Origin of the sequence: Paraburkholderia sp. A3BS-1L (genome assembly GCF_051125215.1) — a bacterium.
Classification (GTDB): Bacteria; Pseudomonadota; Gammaproteobacteria; order Burkholderiales; family Burkholderiaceae; genus Paraburkholderia.
In genome coordinates, this window is sequence record NZ_CP120442.1 from 66,722 (window position 1) to 80,893 (window position 14,172).

The following is a 14,172-nucleotide window of genomic DNA, read 5'->3' on the forward strand; positions in this document are numbered from 1 at the left end:
TCCGTGTCGATTTCGGACAACGGCATGCAGACGGTCCAGTCCGGCACGTCGTCCATGGGCGGTAGCGCGGGTGGCAAGGGGGCAGCGGCATCGGCCAACTCGCTCGCCATGGTCGGCGACGGCGACTGCAACCTGCTCACCGACATCGACGCCCAGAAGGTGTACGGCGACGGTCTGGCCAACAGCTATAAGAACGGCATCTACGGCTTCGGCGTGCAGAATGCGGCGGCCAACTACGACGACCTGTCGAACGCCGGCGCGGGCCAGGCCGGCATCAAGGGTTTCACCTCGATGACCGCCGGCTACGTGACGGAAAGCGGCAGCGGCGTGGCGCAGACCCAGGCTTACGGCATGAATTCGATCGCCATGGGCTGCGGCTCGCACGCCAATGGCCTGGGCACGGTGGCCCAAGGCTGGGGCGCGGTTGCGAACGGCGCGGGCGCGGTGGCGTTCGGCATCAACTCGGCGGCTACCGGCCAGGGTTCGTTTGCATCGGGCATCGCCGCCACGGCAGCCGGTGATGATTCGATCGCGCTGGGCACGCTCGCTACGGCAACGGGCAACGGCGCGAACGCCGAGGGTGACAATTCGGTCGCGATGGGCGCACAGGCCACGGCCTCGGGCGCAGGCTCGATGGCGTTCGGCGAGAGCGCCGCGGCTAGCGGCGTGAATGCGGTTGCTTCGGGTAACGGTGCAGGCGCCGAGGGTGACGAGTCGGTCGCCATGGGCTCGAAGGCATTGGCTTCCGGCGCCGGTTCGATGGCGTTTGCCGCAGCCGCCGCGGAAAATGCGCGCAATCCGCTGTTCGCCGCCTATGGCGACAAGAACACGGAAGCGGCCAGCGCGAGCGGCATGAATGCGGTGGCAGTCGGCGTGAACGCGTCGGCAACGGCGGACAACTCGGTCGCGCTGGGCGCGGGCTCGGTGGCTGATCGCGCCAACACGGTTTCGGTGGGCGCCGCGGGCAGCGAGCGTCAAGTGACGAACGTGGCCGCCGGTACCGCGGGCACCGACGCCGTGAACGTGAACCAGTTGAACGACGCGCAGAAGCAGGCCGAGAACTACGCCGACCAGCGTATCTCGCAGAGCATGTCGAACATGTCGCAGAGTCTCTCGGGGCTGCAGGATTTGGTGCACGACGTGCTGCGCCGCTCCTACGCCGGCACGGCGGCGGCGATGGCTGTCGCGGGTCTGCCGCAGCCGACGCAGCCGGGCAAGATGATGGTTGCCATGGCCGGCGGCCGTTACGGTGGCCAGACGGGCGGCGCGCTCGGTGTCTCGTACGTGACCGAGAACAACAAGTGGGTCGGCAAGCTGTCGGCGAATACCAGCACGACCGGCAACACCGGTGTGGTGGTCGGCGCGGGCTATCAGTGGTAATGCCTCGCTAGTGCGAGCCGGCCGCAAGGCCGGCGAACACAAAATGCAGCGAAATGCAGGGTCCACGGCCTTCCGGCCGGGGCCCTGTTGTATTTTCCGCGCGGGTTTTTTACAGCACTTGCAGCAGCAGCCCCTTCAGATACTCCCCTTCGGGGAAGGCCGCGAGCAGCGGATGATCGACGCCCGCGCCAAGGCGCTTGAGGATGCGCGCATCGACCTTGGCATCGGCGGCCGCGCCCGCAACGATCTTCTGGAACAGCTCCGCATCGATCGCGCCCGAGCACGAGTACGTGAACAGCAGGCCGCCCGGACGCAGCAGCTTGAAGCCGGTGAGGTTGATGTCCTTGTAGGCGCGCGCGGCGCGGTCCACGTGCTCGCGCGAGGCCGCGAACTTGGGCGGATCGAGCACCACGAGATCGAAGCGCTCGCCTTCCTCGTGCAAGCGGCGCAGCGTCTTGAAGGCGTCGGCGTCGAGCCAGGTCGCACGGGCTGCGTCGAAGCCGTTCGCCGCCATGTTCTTCTGCGCGGTGGCGAGCGCCTCGCCCGACGAGTCGATCGACACCACGCGCTTCGCGCCGCCCTTCATCGCCGCGAGCGAGAAGCCGCCGGTGTAGCAGAAGCAGTTGAGCACGTCGCGGTCTTGCGCGAAGGTCTGCACGAGCGCGCGGTTGTCGCGCTGATCGACGTAGAAGCCGGTCTTGTGGCCGTTGCGCACGTCCACGTGATAGCGCACGCCGTTCTCGCTGGTCACGATGGTTTCGGGCGGCTCGTCGCCGGCCAGCAGGCCCGTGATCTGCTCGAGCCCTTCCTTTTCGCGGATCGAGACGTCCGAGCGCTCGTACACGTTCGGGCAGCCGGTGGCTGCCGTGAGCGCCGCGACGATTGCTTCCTTCCATGCCTCGACGCCTGCCGCCATGAACTGGCAGACGAGCTGTCCGCGTGCGTTTTCCCCTGCGGCGTCCTCTTTGTAGTAGTCGACGATCACGCCGGGCAGGCCGTCCGCCTCGCCAAAGATCAGGCGCACCGCGCCCGTGCCGCTCACCATCGCCTGACGATGCGCGAGCGCGCGCTGCACGCGGCGCTTGAAGAACGCGTGATCGATGGGCTCGTTTTCGTCGAAGCTCCAGACGCGCGCGCGGATCTGCGAATGCGGGCTGTAGGCGGCGCGCGCGAGAAAGCGGCCGTCATGCGCGCGCACGATCACGGTCGCGCCCGGTGCTGGCTTGCCCTCGACGCGCTCGATGGCGTTGGCGTAGACCCACGGATGGCGGCGCAGCAGGGATTTTTCTTTCGACGGCTTGAGAGTGACGATATTCATGATGGGTTCGATACAAGGGCGAGGCCCGGTGACGCAGCGATGACACGACCGGGCGAGGCAAGGCAAGGCTCGCGCTCAGTCGCGCTTTTTGGCGCGTGGATGCGCGGTGTCGTAAACCTTCGCGAGATGCTGGAAATCGAGCGACGTATAGACCTGGGTGGCCGCGATGCTCGCGTGCCCCAGCAGCTCCTGCACGGCGCGCAGATCGCCGCTCGACTGCAGCAGATGCGTCGCGAACGAGTGCCGCAGCACGTGCGGATGGACGTTCGCCGGAATGCCGGCGGCGAGCGCGGCGCGCTTCACGCGCTCGCGCACGACGCCCGGCGCCATGCGGTTGCCGCGCACGGAGAGAAAGAGCGGGGCGTCGTCGTGCTTGATCCAGGCGCCGCGCACGGCGAGCCAGGCGTCGAGCGCTTCCAGCGCCTTCTTGCCGACGGGCACGATGCGATGCCGCCCGCCTTTGCCGTGCACTTCCACTTCTGCGGCGTCGCGCTTGAGCCAGCCTGCCGATTCATAGCCGTCGCGCTTCACGTAGCGCGCGTCGAGCCCCACGAGTTCGGCAAGGCGCAGCCCCGACGAGTAGAACAGCTCGAGCATGGCGTGATCGCGCAGCGCCTCGACGCTGCCGGCGGCATTTTCGCCGGCTTGGGCCGCCGCGCTGGGCGCATCCATGAGCTTCATGGTGTCGTCGACGGAGAGCGCCTTGGGCAGCGTCTTCTCGCGCTTGGGCGCGCGCACTGCCGCCACCGGATTCGCGTCGAGCGCGATGCGGCCCGCGAGCCAGCGGTAGAACGCGCGCCAGACCGAGAGCCGATGCGCGATCGAGCGCGCCGAGAGGCCGCTCGCATGGGCGCGCACGGCGGCGCCGCGCACTTCGACGGACGTGACTTTTTCGAGCGGACTGCCGTTCGCGAGCTTCTTGAGTTCGTCGAGCTCGTGCGCATAGCCGCGCAACGTGTGCGCCGAAAGCCGGCGCACGTGCTCGAGTTCATCGAGATAGTCGGCGATCGGGTCGGTTGGGTTCACTGTTGCGGCCTGCGCGTGGGAGCGGTCGCTTTAATGCGGCAGCAGCCGCGTGAGCCCTGCGCTCGCGAGCGTGCCGATCTTGCGCAGCAAATCGGTGGCCATGCCGTCGTGAAAGCGGCGCGGATCGGGTGAGCCGAGCACCAGCAGGCCGAACGCCTCGCCGCTCGGATCGCGCTCTTCGGCGCTCACGCGCCGGCGCAGCGCGATGATCGCCACCGACTGCGGCGCGCCCGCGTCGCCATCGAGCCATTGCGCCGCTTCGAAGCCGGTGTTCGCGCCGCAATACGGCACTTCGAGGCTGTTGGCGAAGAGGCGGACTTCCTCGCCCGTGTGCTTCGCGAAGCTTGCTTGTGCATAGGCATCGGCCACGTCCCACAGGCGCAACGCCGCCTGCGGCACGTCGAACTCCCGGCGCAGTTGTTCGGCGATCAGGCGCGGCAGCGCGTGCGGGTCGCGCTCGGCGAGCACATGCGCGACCCAGTGCACCGTCTTCACGGAGAGCGTGTCGTTTTCGTGGCCGTAGCGCAGCAATTCGGAAAGGCGCAGTTCCAGATGCTTGTTCTTTTCGCGCAGCATCTCCATCTGGCGCTCCTGCAGGGACACGGCTGCCTTGCCGTGAGGATTGCCGAGCTTGATGGTTGCCAGCAGTTCGGCGTGCTCAACGAAGAAATCGGGATTGGCGAGCAGGTAGTCGGCGACTTCGCGATCGTTCATGTTGGTGGCGCGTTCGATGAAGAGGCGGCGCGCGGCGAGCGCGCCATGCGGGGTTGGGGCAGCGCCGATGTGGCTCGCGGGCCGCCCGGCAAACGTCAGTTCGACAACGCGTCGGCGAGTTCGATCTCGCCTTCGAAAACGGTCGTGGCTGGACCCGCCATCGTCAGCGCGGCGGATTCGTCGCGCGAGCCGTCCCAGGCGATCGTGAGCATGCCGCCGTGCGTATGCACCTTCACGGGCGAATCGAGCAGGCCGCGGCGGATGCCGGCCGCCACCGCTGCGCACGCGCCCGTGCCGCACGCGAGCGTTTCGCCCGCGCCGCGCTCGTAGACGCGCAGCCGCACCTCGTGGCGCGAGACGATCTGCATAAAGCCCGCGTTCACCTTGTTCGGAAAGCGCGGGTGGGCCTCGATCACGGGGCCGTCGGCGAGCACGGCAAACGCCTCGGCGTCGTCGACCACCTGCACCGCGTGCGGATTGCCCATCGACACCGCCGAGATCCAGCGCGTCTGGCCGTTCACTTCGAGCGGCCAGAGCGTGTCGTTGCCTTCGCGGCGGCCTTGGAGCCCGCTTGCGTCGAACGGCACGTCCGACGGCTCGAATACCGGGCTGCCCATGTCGACCACGACCTCGCCGTTGTCCTGCATGACGAGCGTGATCACGCCTTTTTGCACTTGCACGCGCACACGGTTGGCGTCGGTGAGCTTGCGGTCGCGCACGAATTTCACGAAGCAGCGCGCGCCGTTGCCGCAGTGCTCGACCTCGCCGCCGTCGCAATTGAAGATGCGATAGCGGAAGTCGACGCCTTCGACAGTGGGCTTTTCGACCAGCAGCAGCTGATCGGCGCCCACGCCGAAGTGGCGGTTCGCGAGCGCCCGCACGCGCTCGGGCGTGAGCGCAATGGGCTGGCTATAGCCGTCGAGCACGACGAAGTCGTTGCCGGCGCCGTGCATCTTGGTGAACTTGAGTTTCATCCCGTCATTGTAAGCGACGCGCGCCCGAATGCCGCGCGCTGGCCGCGAGCGTCAGTACACGCCCGGCTCGCCGGGAGGGCGCGTCTTGAAGCGCTTGTGAACCCAGTAGTACTGCTCGGGAATGCGCGGAATCTGCTCTTCGAGGAAGGCGTTCATGCGGCGCGCGTCCTGCTCGTCGTCGCCGGTGGGGTAGTGGCCCCAAGGTTTGAAGACCTTGAGCCGATAACCCTTGTAATTGGGCAGCACCTCGCCGATGAACGGCACGACCTGGGCGCGGCCCACCTTGGCGAGACGTCCCACGGCGGTCAGCGTGCACGCGGGCACGCCGAAGAACGGCACGAAGGTCGAGTTGCGCATGCCATAGTCCATGTCCGCGCCGAGCATCACGGGCTTTTTGTCGCGCAGCCAGCGCAGCACGATGCGTGCGGCGTCCGCGCGGCTTGCCATCTCGGCGCCGAAGCGGCTGCGGCCCGCCTTCGCGGCGGCTTCGAACTCGGGGTTCGAAAACGGCTGGTAGAGCGAGCCGCACGGGCGGTGCAGCGAGTAATTGAGGAACATCGAGCCCGCCTCGATGCCGACGAAGTGCAGCCCGAGAAACAGCGTGGGCGGCAGATCGGGATCGGTGAGGTCGATTTCGCTGTCGAGCTCGATCAGCTTTTCCAGCTTTTGCGCGGTGCCGAACCACTGCACGCTGCGCTCGATGTAGCTGCGGATCGCGTGGCGAAAATGCAGGCCGGCGACTTCCTCGCGCTTTTCCTCGCTCCACTCGGGAAAGCACAGGCGCAGGTTGGTATGGACGACGCGCTTGCGGCTGCTCGGAATCTGGTAGAGCAGCCAGCCGAGGCCGTCGCCGAAACGGGCGATGAGTCCATAGGGCAGGATCGCGAACAGCTTGAGCAAGCCAATAGCGAGGCGGGAGCCGAGCTTAGCGAGCATGCACCGTCCTCATGGCATGCGCGGATAAATGGAACGTTGCGTTGGTTGGCACGCGGTATGACTCTGCGGCAAATTAGGGAAGTCGCTATAATAAGGGCTTCGCCGAGTTAATAGACAACTTGCGGGGCGAAGCCGGTTGCCATGCAGCCATCAGCGTCGGATATTTCGGGCGCTGCTGCGTGGGCCAACCGGGCAGGTAATCCGCTAAAGCGTCGCCGCTTCAAAGCTCCCGAAGTTGGCTACGTGAATATAACCGTCACCAGCTACAAGGAGCCTGACACGTGGCAAACGACTATTTCTTCACTTCCGAATCCGTCTCCGAAGGCCATCCGGACAAGGTCGCCGACCAGATCTCGGACGCGATCCTCGACGCCATCCTCACGCAGGACAAATACTCGCGCGTAGCGGCTGAAACGCTGTGCAACACGGGTCTCGTCGTGCTTGCCGGTGAAATCACCACCACGGCCAACGTCGACTACATCCAGGTCGCGCGCGACACGATCAAGCGCATCGGCTACGACAACACCGATTACGGCATCGACTACCGCGGCTGCGCGGTGCTCGTCGCCTACGACAAGCAGTCGCCGGACATCGCCCAGGGCGTGGACCGCGCGCACGACAACAACCTCGATCAGGGCGCGGGCGACCAGGGCCTGATGTTCGGCTATGCGTGCGACGAAACGCCCGAACTGATGCCGCTGCCGATCCACCTCTCGCACCGTCTGGTCGAGCGCCAGTCGAACCTGCGCCGCGACGGCCGCCTGCCCTGGCTGCGTCCGGACGCGAAGTCGCAGGTCACCGTGCGCTACGTGGACGGCAAGCCGCATGCGATCGATACCGTCGTGCTCTCCACGCAGCATTCGCCGGAAACCGACCTCGCCACGCTGCGCGAAGCCGTGATCGAAGAGATCATCAAGCCGGTCCTGCCGCGCGAGCTCATCAAGGGCGACATCAAGTTCCTCGTGAACCCGACCGGCCGCTTCGTGATCGGCGGTCCGCAGGGCGATTGCGGTCTCACGGGCCGCAAGATCATCGTCGATACCTACGGCGGCGCAGCGCCGCACGGCGGCGGTGCGTTCTCGGGCAAGGATCCGTCGAAGGTCGACCGTTCGGCCGCATATGCGGGCCGCTACGTGGCCAAGAACATCGTGGCCGCCGGGCTTGCCTCGCGCTGCCTGATCCAGGTCTCGTACGCGATTGGCGTGGCCGAGCCCACCTCGGTCATGGTCAACACGTTCGGCACGGGCAAGGTCTCGGACGCCACCATCACGAAGCTCGTGCGCGAGCACTTCGATCTGCGTCCGAAGGGCATCATCCAGATGCTCGACCTGCTGCGTCCGGTCTACGAAAAGACCGCGGCATATGGTCATTTCGGTCGCGAGGAGCCGGAATTCTCGTGGGAAGCCACGGACAAGGCGCTCGCATTGGCCGAGGCGGCCGGCACGGAACCGGTGGGCGCGCTCGCGTAAGCACGCCGCACGCAGGCCGGCGCTCGCCGGCTTTGTCGGGCGCGTATGAAGAAAGAAAAACCCCGCCTGGGCGTGCGCCCTGGCGGGGTTTTTTATCTGGCGCGGGTTGTTGTCAGCGCATGGCGAAGCCGAACCAGCCCGTGCTGCTGGCACCCATGCGGCGCGGGCGGCGGGCGTTGCGCGCCGTATGCACGGTGGCGGGTGCCGCGAGCGCGCGCAGCGTCGAGTTGGGACGGTACAGCAGCGTGCGCAGCGAGAAGTGGCGTGCGCCCGCGCGCAGGCGCAGCACCGAGAAGAACGAATGGAACCAGGTGCGCATGCCGTCCACGGCGCGGGCGTCGCGCACCTGCTGCGCAAGCGCGCGCGTGCGCGCGGCGTGATGGCGCAGGGCGCGCATGACGTGACGACGAGCGGGGCGTGCCGCTTTCAGAGCGGCATGGGTCATGCGGCGGGTGCTGAAAAGGGTATGCATGGCGTGTGTGGTGTCGGGTTCAAAGTGCGCCTTGTGCGAGGTTTCGCGCGGCACATCGATTCGAGCAGCAAACGTGCCCGTCTTCACGACGGTCACGGTGATGCAAGTCACGGGATGGATCGTACGGGGTGCGTGAAGCAGACGGTGGCGCATCGGAGCGGACCGCGGGCTCAGGCATCGCGCATGGCTGGCGCATGTTCGGGTATCGCGCGGCCCCGATGGACAGGGCTTCGGTGGCGGCCCGCGCGCGCAATCGATATTCTGGGTGATGAAACTGCATGCGCGCAGACTACACGCGAATCATGACGCCCGAAAGTCGGTTAATACCCGCGCTTGATCATGTGCGTGGCAGGTCGCCGGGGTTGCGCCGCAGTTGCGTTGTAGTTGCGCCATCGTGGCCCTTGTCGCCATCGCGGTGCATTTGCATCAGGTTTGTGCACGGCCCCCCCTTCCGCGTGCGCGCGCACGTTTTACAATCGAGCGATTGGCGCGCGCGAAGTCAGAACAAGTTGAACCGGCGCCGCCATTGCCGCAGCCTTTCATGGATGCGGTCCTCGCAGGCCTCGAACAACGGAAGTCCTATGTCAGTCCAATCCAAAAAGGAACAGGTGCAGGCGCTGCGCGAGCGCGGTTTCGTGGTCGTGCCGGGGCTCGTCTCGCCTGGGCGGTGCGACGAACTCAAGCGCGTGGCGCAGGAGCAGTTGCAGGCGGCCGCCGTGCCGCTCGAATTCGAAGCCGATCTGCGTTATCCCGGCGCGCCGGAGTCGAAAGACTCGCCTGGCGGCCATACGGTGCGCCGCCTGCTCGATGCGTACGCGCGCCATGCGCGCTTTCGCGAGTGGGCGACCTCGCCCGAGATCGCAGGCTGGATGGAGTTGTATTTCGGCGAAGAGCCAGTGCTCTCGCGCGCCCATCACAACTGCATGATGACCAAGCACCCCATGTATGGCAGCCTCACGGGCTGGCATCGCGATTCGCGCTACTGGTCGTTCGAGCGCGACGATCTGGTGTCGGTGTGGCTCGCGCTGGGGAACGAGACGGTCGAAAACGGCGGGCTGTGGCTGGTGCCGGGCTCGCACACGGAGCCGTTTACCTCAGAGCGTTTCGACGCCGCCAAATTCTTCCGCGCCGACCTGCCCGAGAACCAGGCATGGATCGAGCGCGCGACGTCGCCCACGCTCAAGGCGGGCGACGTCGTGTTCTTCCATTGCAACACGCTGCACTCGGCGGGCCAGAACCTGAGCGGCGACGTGAAGTTCTCGCTGGTGTTCACCTACCACGGCGCGAGCAACGTACCGCTGCCGGGCACGCGCTCGGCCTCGCTGCCCGAGGTGAAGCTGGTGTGAGCGCGCGGGGCGCGCCGCGCGCCTAGCGCCGGCGCCCGGAAACCGCGAGACCGGTAATGCCGGCAATGGTCGCGGCCACGCCGGCCGCGATCAGGATCATCGTGCGGTCGGTGGGCGCGCCGGTGACGAGGCGCGAGACGTCGTTCGATAACGAGTGAAACGACTGGCCGCCAAAGTAGAGCAGCACGACGCCGCAGGCGATCAGCGCGCACGAAATCGCTTTGACCATGAAAACCTCCCGGGGTATGACGAACGCCGCAGTGTAGGCGAGCGTCGCTGCGGCGTCCATCCGCGAGTCCCACATGGTGGGCATCTGCAGCCTGCGTGGGGATTGGCTACCATGACAACCCCGCGCACTGGCCGGACGCATTGCCGGACCCTGTTACCCCCTCATTTCGTCGAGGATTCGAACCATGGCCTACGAAGCCGCTGCTGAACGCTATTCGGAGATGCAATACCGCTTTTGCGGCAAGTCGGGACTCAAACTGCCGGCGCTGTCGCTCGGGCTCTGGCACAACTTCGGCGATACCACGCCGATTGCGACGCAGCGTGAAATACTGCGCACGGCCTTCGATCTCGGCATCACGCACTTCGATCTCGCGAACAATTACGGCCCGCCCTACGGCAGTGCCGAAACCAATTTCGGCCGCATTTTCCGGGACGATTTCCGCCCCTATCGCGACGAGCTGCTGATCTCGTCGAAGGCCGGCTGGGACATGTGGCCGGGCCCCTACGGCCAGGGCGGCGGCTCGCGCAAGTACGTGCTCGCGAGCCTCGACCAGAGCCTCAAGCGCATGGGTCTCGATTACGTCGACATCTTCTACTCGCACCGCTTCGACGTGGAGACGCCGCTGGAGGAAACCGCCGGCGCGCTCGCTACCGCGGTTCAGCAGGGCAAGGCGCTCTATGTGGGCATCTCGTCGTATTCAGCTGCGAAGACGCGCGAGATGGCGAAGCTGCTGGCCGAATACAAGGTGCCGCTGCTGATCCATCAACCGTCGTACAACATGCTCAACCGCTGGATCGAGCACGAGCTGCTAGACACGCTCGACAGTCTCGGCACGGGCAGCATTGCGTTCACGCCGCTTGCGCAGGGGCTGCTGACGAACAAGTACCTGAACGGCGTGCCTGAAGATGCGCGCGTGAACCGGCCGGGCGGCGGCTCGCTCAAGAGCGAGCACCTGAGCGCGCAGAACATCGAGCACGTGCGCAAGCTCAACGAACTCGCGCAGCGGCGCGGCCAGAGCCTCGCGCAGATGGCGATCGCGTGGACGCTGCGCGGCGGCCGCGTGACCTCGGCGCTGATCGGCGCGAGCCGCGCGGAGCAGGTGCGCGAGAACGTCGCTGCGCTGAAGAACCTCGAATTCTCGCAGGAGGAACTCGCGGAGATCGACCGCAACGCGACCGAAGGCGGCGTGAATCTGTGGGAGAAGCCGTCGACGGATCAGCACATCTGAAGACCGCAGTCCCGTTCGTTGGGCGGCAGCGTCTTGAAGAACCGCTTCGCTTCATGCGAGGCGGTTTTTTTTCGTCGACAGGTTTCGTGTCTTCCCGTTCGGCACGTCTTCGGCCTGTCATGCGGCGCTGCTAACGTCGCGGCAGTCTTGGCCCCAAGGAGTGCCGATGGAGTCCACGAGCGCCGTTCGCCCCGTATCTGCCGATGCCGAAGCGCCGTCCGCAGCGCGCTTCGCTGCGCAGGCTTCGCGGTGCACGCCGCATCTGGGAGCGAATGCCGCGCTCATTGCCGTGGCCGGGTTGGCGCTCGCGTATCAGCTATTCGGCTTGCCGCTGCTTCTGCGTGCGGCGGGGGGAGCGTCGCTCGCGCTCTGGGTCTCGCTCTTGCCGGTCGTGCTTGTCGTGCTCGCCACGCCGATCCACTGGGGTTTGATCCACGAGGGGATCCACGGGCAGCTGCTTGCCTCGCGGCGCGCCAACGAAGCCGTTGCACGCCTGCTCTCGATTAGCCTGGCGATTCCGTTCGACGCGGTACGTTTCGGACACCTGATGCATCACCGCTTCACGCGCGAGGCGTTCGATCGCCCCGACGTCGACGATGCGCGCGGCCCGCGCTGGCTGCGCTGCATGGCGTGGTATGCGAGGCTGCTGGGCGGGCTTTACGCGGCCGAGTTGTGTGCACCATTGCTGGCGTTCGTGCCGGCGCGCATGGCGCAGGCACTGGTTGCACGCGGCGTGGGCGCACACGGGGCGCAGGGGCCGATCGTGCAGCGGCTCTTCAGCAACCACGCTGCCGACCCCGTGAGGCGCCGCCGTGCGCGCCGCGACGGGCTTGGTGCGCTCGCGCTTTATGGGTTCGCCTTCGCGCTCTACGGAAAGGCCTGGCCGGTGCTGCTGGTGACGATGTATCTGCGCGGGCTATGGCTGTCGCTCGCCGACAACCTGCCGCATTACGGCGTGGCGCTGGACGAACCCGGCCGCGCGCGCGATTTTCGGGTGCCGCGCGGGGTGGGCGTGCTGCTCATGAATCATCATCTGCATCGACAGCATCATCTGCATCCGACGCTGCCATGGGTGGCGTTGCCCGCGCTCACGCGCGCCGAAGACGCCGCCTCAGTGCATGCGCGCATACCGTATTGGCATGCGGCGCTGCGGCAATTCAAGGGGTTGCAGCCAGGCAGGGGGAGCGTGCTGACGGTGGCCGCAGAAGCGCGCGGCCGGCAGCGAACGCAAACGCATTGAGAATAGCGAATAGCGAATAGCCGCGAAGCGTCGTGGCGCTACATCAGCGCGGGCAGTGTTTCCACCAGCGCAACGGCGCATAGCGCACCGATCAGCGCGCCGATCACCCGCAGCGTGTTGTGCTTGAATTCGGTTGCGCAGGGCACCGCGCCGAGGAAGAGCGCACCGGCCAGGGCCATCGGGATGATCATGATGAAGTCGCCGATCGTGAAATAGCCTTCCATGCTCGTCTCCTGTCCCATGCAAGTGGGTCATGTCGGCCATCGCAGTAATCGGGCGCTGTGCGCCACTGCAGCTGCGGGCCTCAATCGAGTATAGGAGAGGCTAGCGAACAAGGCGGAACCCATGCCCAGCCGCGGCGCAGGCTTTGCGGCCCGCAGTCCCGCCTGGCGGCGCTTTGCGCCGACGCACGCGATGCAGCGCGCAATTCGTGGAGAGTCCGTCAACATTACGTTCAGCTTTCGTCGATGGCATGGTGACTCAACCGCATGGCGCGCCTGCCGTTTCAGGCCGCTCCGGCGCGCTCCTGTTCACGCAGCTTCCACGCCCCGGCCAGCCCCGCGACGAGCAGCGCCATGACAAGCCCTGCCACGCCGCCCCAGCCCAGACTGGCCCAGAAGTGCCCGCCGATCGACCCCATGATGCTCGAGCCGAGGTAATACGCGAGCAGGTAGAGCGCCGCGGCCTGGCCCTTCGCTTCGCGCGCGAGGCGGCCGACCCAGCCGCTGGCCACCGCATGCCCCGCGAAGAAGCCAATGGTGAGGCAGCAGATGCCCGTCACGATCATGCCGAGCGGCGCGAACATCGTGAGCACGACGCCCGCGAGCATCAGCACGATCGCGGCGATCAGAACGGGCGAGCGGCCGAGCCTGTCGGCCATGCGGCCCGACCACGGCGAGGCGACCACGCCGGTCAGATAGACGACGAAGATCGCGCCGATAGCGGCCTGGCTCAGGTTGTAGGGCGGCGCGATCAGCCGGTAGCCGATGTAGTTGTAGAGCGTGACGAAGCTGCCCATCAGCACGAAGCCGAGCGCGAACAGCACGGGCAAGCCGGGCCGCGCGAAATGGCGCATGAGCGCCGCACGGTGATGGGCGAAGCCGAGTCCGCTTCTCGGCGCGAAATGGCGCGAGGGCGGCAGCAGCGCACGAAACGCGAACATCGAGGCGAGCCCGAGCACGCCGATCACGGCCACGGCCACGCGCCAGCCGAACAGGTCGGTGCAGATGCCGGTGATCACGCGCCCCGCCATCCCGCCGATGGCCGTGCCGCCCACGTAGAGGCCCATCGAGAGGCCGAGGCCGTCGGGGTGCATCTCTTCGGCGAGCCACGCCATGGCGACCGCGGGCACGCCGCCGAGCGCGACGCCTTCGAGCGTGCGCAGCACGAGCAGCGTGTGCCAGTGGGGCACGAACGCCACCGCGAGCGTGAGCAGCGAGGAGATGCTGAGCGAGGCGGTCATCATGCCGCGCCGGCTCCAGCCTTCGGAGACGAAGCCCGCCACGAAGATCGCGCAGGCGAGCGCCGCCGTGGTGAACGAGAGCGCGAGGCTGCTCTGCGCGGGGCTCACGCCGAACGCCTGCGAGAACGCGGGCAGCAGCGGCTGCACGCAATAGAGCAGCGAAAAGGTGGCGTAGCCCGCGAACAGCAGCGCGAGGCTCGCGCGCCAGAAGGCGGGCGTGCCGCGCTCGATAAAGGGAAGGGTGGATGGCGCGGCGCTGGGCGTGGTGGTGTTACGCCCAGCGCCCGGTGATGCGGTCACGGCTCGAACTCCTGGGAGAACTGGCAAAGGCGCAACGATACGCCTTCCGCACGATCCATGCCTTGCCCGATTGCAGGT

At 66.8% G+C, this 14,172-nt stretch carries 14 protein-coding genes; 5 read left to right on the forward strand and 9 right to left on the reverse strand.

The window, feature by feature from the left end; all coding sequences use genetic code 11:
• Positions 1-3: 3 nt before the first annotated feature.
• Complete coding sequence (locus P5W99_RS00305) at positions 4-1,380, forward strand: YadA family autotransporter adhesin (RefSeq protein ID WP_434661406.1); 1,377 nt, start codon at positions 4-6, stop codon at positions 1,378-1,380.
• A 109-nt stretch (positions 1,381-1,489) separates the two neighbouring features.
• Here P5W99_RS00305 and P5W99_RS00310 read toward each other — a convergent pair whose 3' ends face one another.
• The 5 genes from P5W99_RS00310 to P5W99_RS00330 form a co-directional block, all read right to left on the reverse strand.
• Entirely contained in the window at positions 1,490-2,698 is a 1,209-nt protein-coding gene (locus tag P5W99_RS00310) for a class I SAM-dependent rRNA methyltransferase (protein WP_421022696.1), read from the reverse strand.
• 75 nt (positions 2,699-2,773) lie between these two features.
• Positions 2,774-3,724, reverse strand: coding sequence for a tyrosine recombinase XerC (locus P5W99_RS00315; protein ID WP_421022697.1), 951 nt, complete (start codon positions 3,722-3,724; stop codon positions 2,774-2,776).
• 30 nt (positions 3,725-3,754) lie between these two features.
• Positions 3,755-4,438 (reverse strand): DUF484 family protein, encoded by a 684-nt coding sequence (locus P5W99_RS00320; RefSeq protein ID WP_421022698.1) that lies wholly within the window; start codon positions 4,436-4,438, stop codon positions 3,755-3,757.
• Between the two features lie 95 nt (positions 4,439-4,533).
• Positions 4,534-5,412 carry a diaminopimelate epimerase gene (gene dapF, locus P5W99_RS00325; protein ID WP_421022699.1) on the reverse strand — a complete coding sequence of 293 codons (879 nt, stop codon included), beginning with the start codon at positions 5,410-5,412 and terminating at the stop codon, positions 4,534-4,536.
• Positions 5,413-5,463: 51 nt separating this feature from the next.
• Positions 5,464-6,348 carry a lipid A biosynthesis lauroyl acyltransferase gene (locus P5W99_RS00330; protein WP_421022700.1) on the reverse strand — a complete coding sequence of 295 codons (885 nt, stop codon included), beginning with the start codon at positions 6,346-6,348 and terminating at the stop codon, positions 5,464-5,466.
• 281 nt (positions 6,349-6,629) lie between these two features.
• On the opposite strand from P5W99_RS00330, the gene metK reads away from it, so the two are divergent.
• On the forward strand, positions 6,630-7,817 hold the full coding sequence (gene metK / locus P5W99_RS00335; RefSeq protein ID WP_035523442.1) for a methionine adenosyltransferase: 1,188 nt from the start codon (positions 6,630-6,632) through the stop codon (positions 7,815-7,817).
• A gap of 112 nt (positions 7,818-7,929) precedes the next feature.
• Here the strand turns inward: metK and P5W99_RS00340 are convergent, their stop codons facing one another.
• Complete coding sequence (locus tag P5W99_RS00340) at positions 7,930-8,289, reverse strand: hypothetical protein (protein ID WP_421045079.1); 360 nt, start codon at positions 8,287-8,289, stop codon at positions 7,930-7,932.
• A 581-nt stretch (positions 8,290-8,870) separates the two neighbouring features.
• Between P5W99_RS00340 and P5W99_RS00345 the strand changes: the two genes are divergently transcribed.
• Positions 8,871-9,635 carry a phytanoyl-CoA dioxygenase family protein gene (locus P5W99_RS00345; RefSeq protein WP_421022701.1) on the forward strand — a complete coding sequence of 255 codons (765 nt, stop codon included), beginning with the start codon at positions 8,871-8,873 and terminating at the stop codon, positions 9,633-9,635.
• A 22-nt stretch (positions 9,636-9,657) separates the two neighbouring features.
• On the opposite strand, the gene P5W99_RS00350 is transcribed toward P5W99_RS00345, so the two are convergent.
• Positions 9,658-9,864: a DUF3185 family protein gene (locus P5W99_RS00350; RefSeq protein WP_421022702.1), complete on the reverse strand. Its 207-nt coding sequence runs from the start codon at positions 9,862-9,864 to the stop codon at positions 9,658-9,660.
• Between the two features lie 184 nt (positions 9,865-10,048).
• On the opposite strand from P5W99_RS00350, the gene mgrA reads away from it, so the two are divergent.
• Positions 10,049-11,092, forward strand: a complete 1,044-nt coding sequence (gene mgrA, locus P5W99_RS00355) for an L-glyceraldehyde 3-phosphate reductase (RefSeq protein WP_421022703.1) — start codon at positions 10,049-10,051, stop codon at positions 11,090-11,092.
• Between the two features lie 166 nt (positions 11,093-11,258).
• Complete coding sequence (locus P5W99_RS00360) at positions 11,259-12,332, forward strand: fatty acid desaturase (protein WP_421022704.1); 1,074 nt, start codon at positions 11,259-11,261, stop codon at positions 12,330-12,332.
• Between the two features lie 38 nt (positions 12,333-12,370).
• Here the strand turns inward: P5W99_RS00360 and P5W99_RS00365 are convergent, their stop codons facing one another.
• Complete coding sequence (locus tag P5W99_RS00365) at positions 12,371-12,556, reverse strand: hypothetical protein (RefSeq protein ID WP_421022705.1); 186 nt, start codon at positions 12,554-12,556, stop codon at positions 12,371-12,373.
• Positions 12,557-12,837: 281 nt separating this feature from the next.
• Positions 12,838-14,025, reverse strand: a complete 1,188-nt coding sequence (locus tag P5W99_RS00370; RefSeq protein ID WP_421025138.1) for an MFS transporter — start codon at positions 14,023-14,025, stop codon at positions 12,838-12,840.
• Positions 14,026-14,172 lie beyond the last annotated feature (147 nt).

What these genes read in the sequence shown, in the direction of transcription:
- P5W99_RS00310 (WP_421022696.1), bottom strand. Translation starts at nt 2,698, where the DNA reads ATGAATATCGTCACTCTCAAGCCGTCGAAAGAAAAATCCCTGCTGCGC.
- P5W99_RS00320 (WP_421022698.1), bottom strand. Translation starts at nt 4,438, where the DNA reads ATGAACGATCGCGAAGTCGCCGACTACCTGCTCGCCAATCCCGATTTC.
- dapF (WP_421022699.1), bottom strand. Translation starts at nt 5,412, where the DNA reads ATGAAACTCAAGTTCACCAAGATGCACGGCGCCGGCAACGACTTCGTC.
- P5W99_RS00330 (WP_421022700.1), bottom strand. Translation starts at nt 6,348, where the DNA reads ATGCTCGCTAAGCTCGGCTCCCGCCTCGCTATTGGCTTGCTCAAGCTG.
- P5W99_RS00340 (WP_421045079.1), bottom strand. Translation starts at nt 8,289, where the DNA reads ATGCATACCCTTTTCAGCACCCGCCGCATGACCCATGCCGCTCTGAAA.
- P5W99_RS00345 (WP_421022701.1), top strand. Translation starts at nt 8,871, where the DNA reads ATGTCAGTCCAATCCAAAAAGGAACAGGTGCAGGCGCTGCGCGAGCGC.
- P5W99_RS00350 (WP_421022702.1), bottom strand. Translation starts at nt 9,864, where the DNA reads ATGGTCAAAGCGATTTCGTGCGCGCTGATCGCCTGCGGCGTCGTGCTG.
- mgrA (WP_421022703.1), top strand. Translation starts at nt 10,049, where the DNA reads ATGGCCTACGAAGCCGCTGCTGAACGCTATTCGGAGATGCAATACCGC.
- P5W99_RS00360 (WP_421022704.1), top strand. Translation starts at nt 11,259, where the DNA reads ATGGAGTCCACGAGCGCCGTTCGCCCCGTATCTGCCGATGCCGAAGCG.
- P5W99_RS00365 (WP_421022705.1), bottom strand. Translation starts at nt 12,556, where the DNA reads ATGGAAGGCTATTTCACGATCGGCGACTTCATCATGATCATCCCGATG.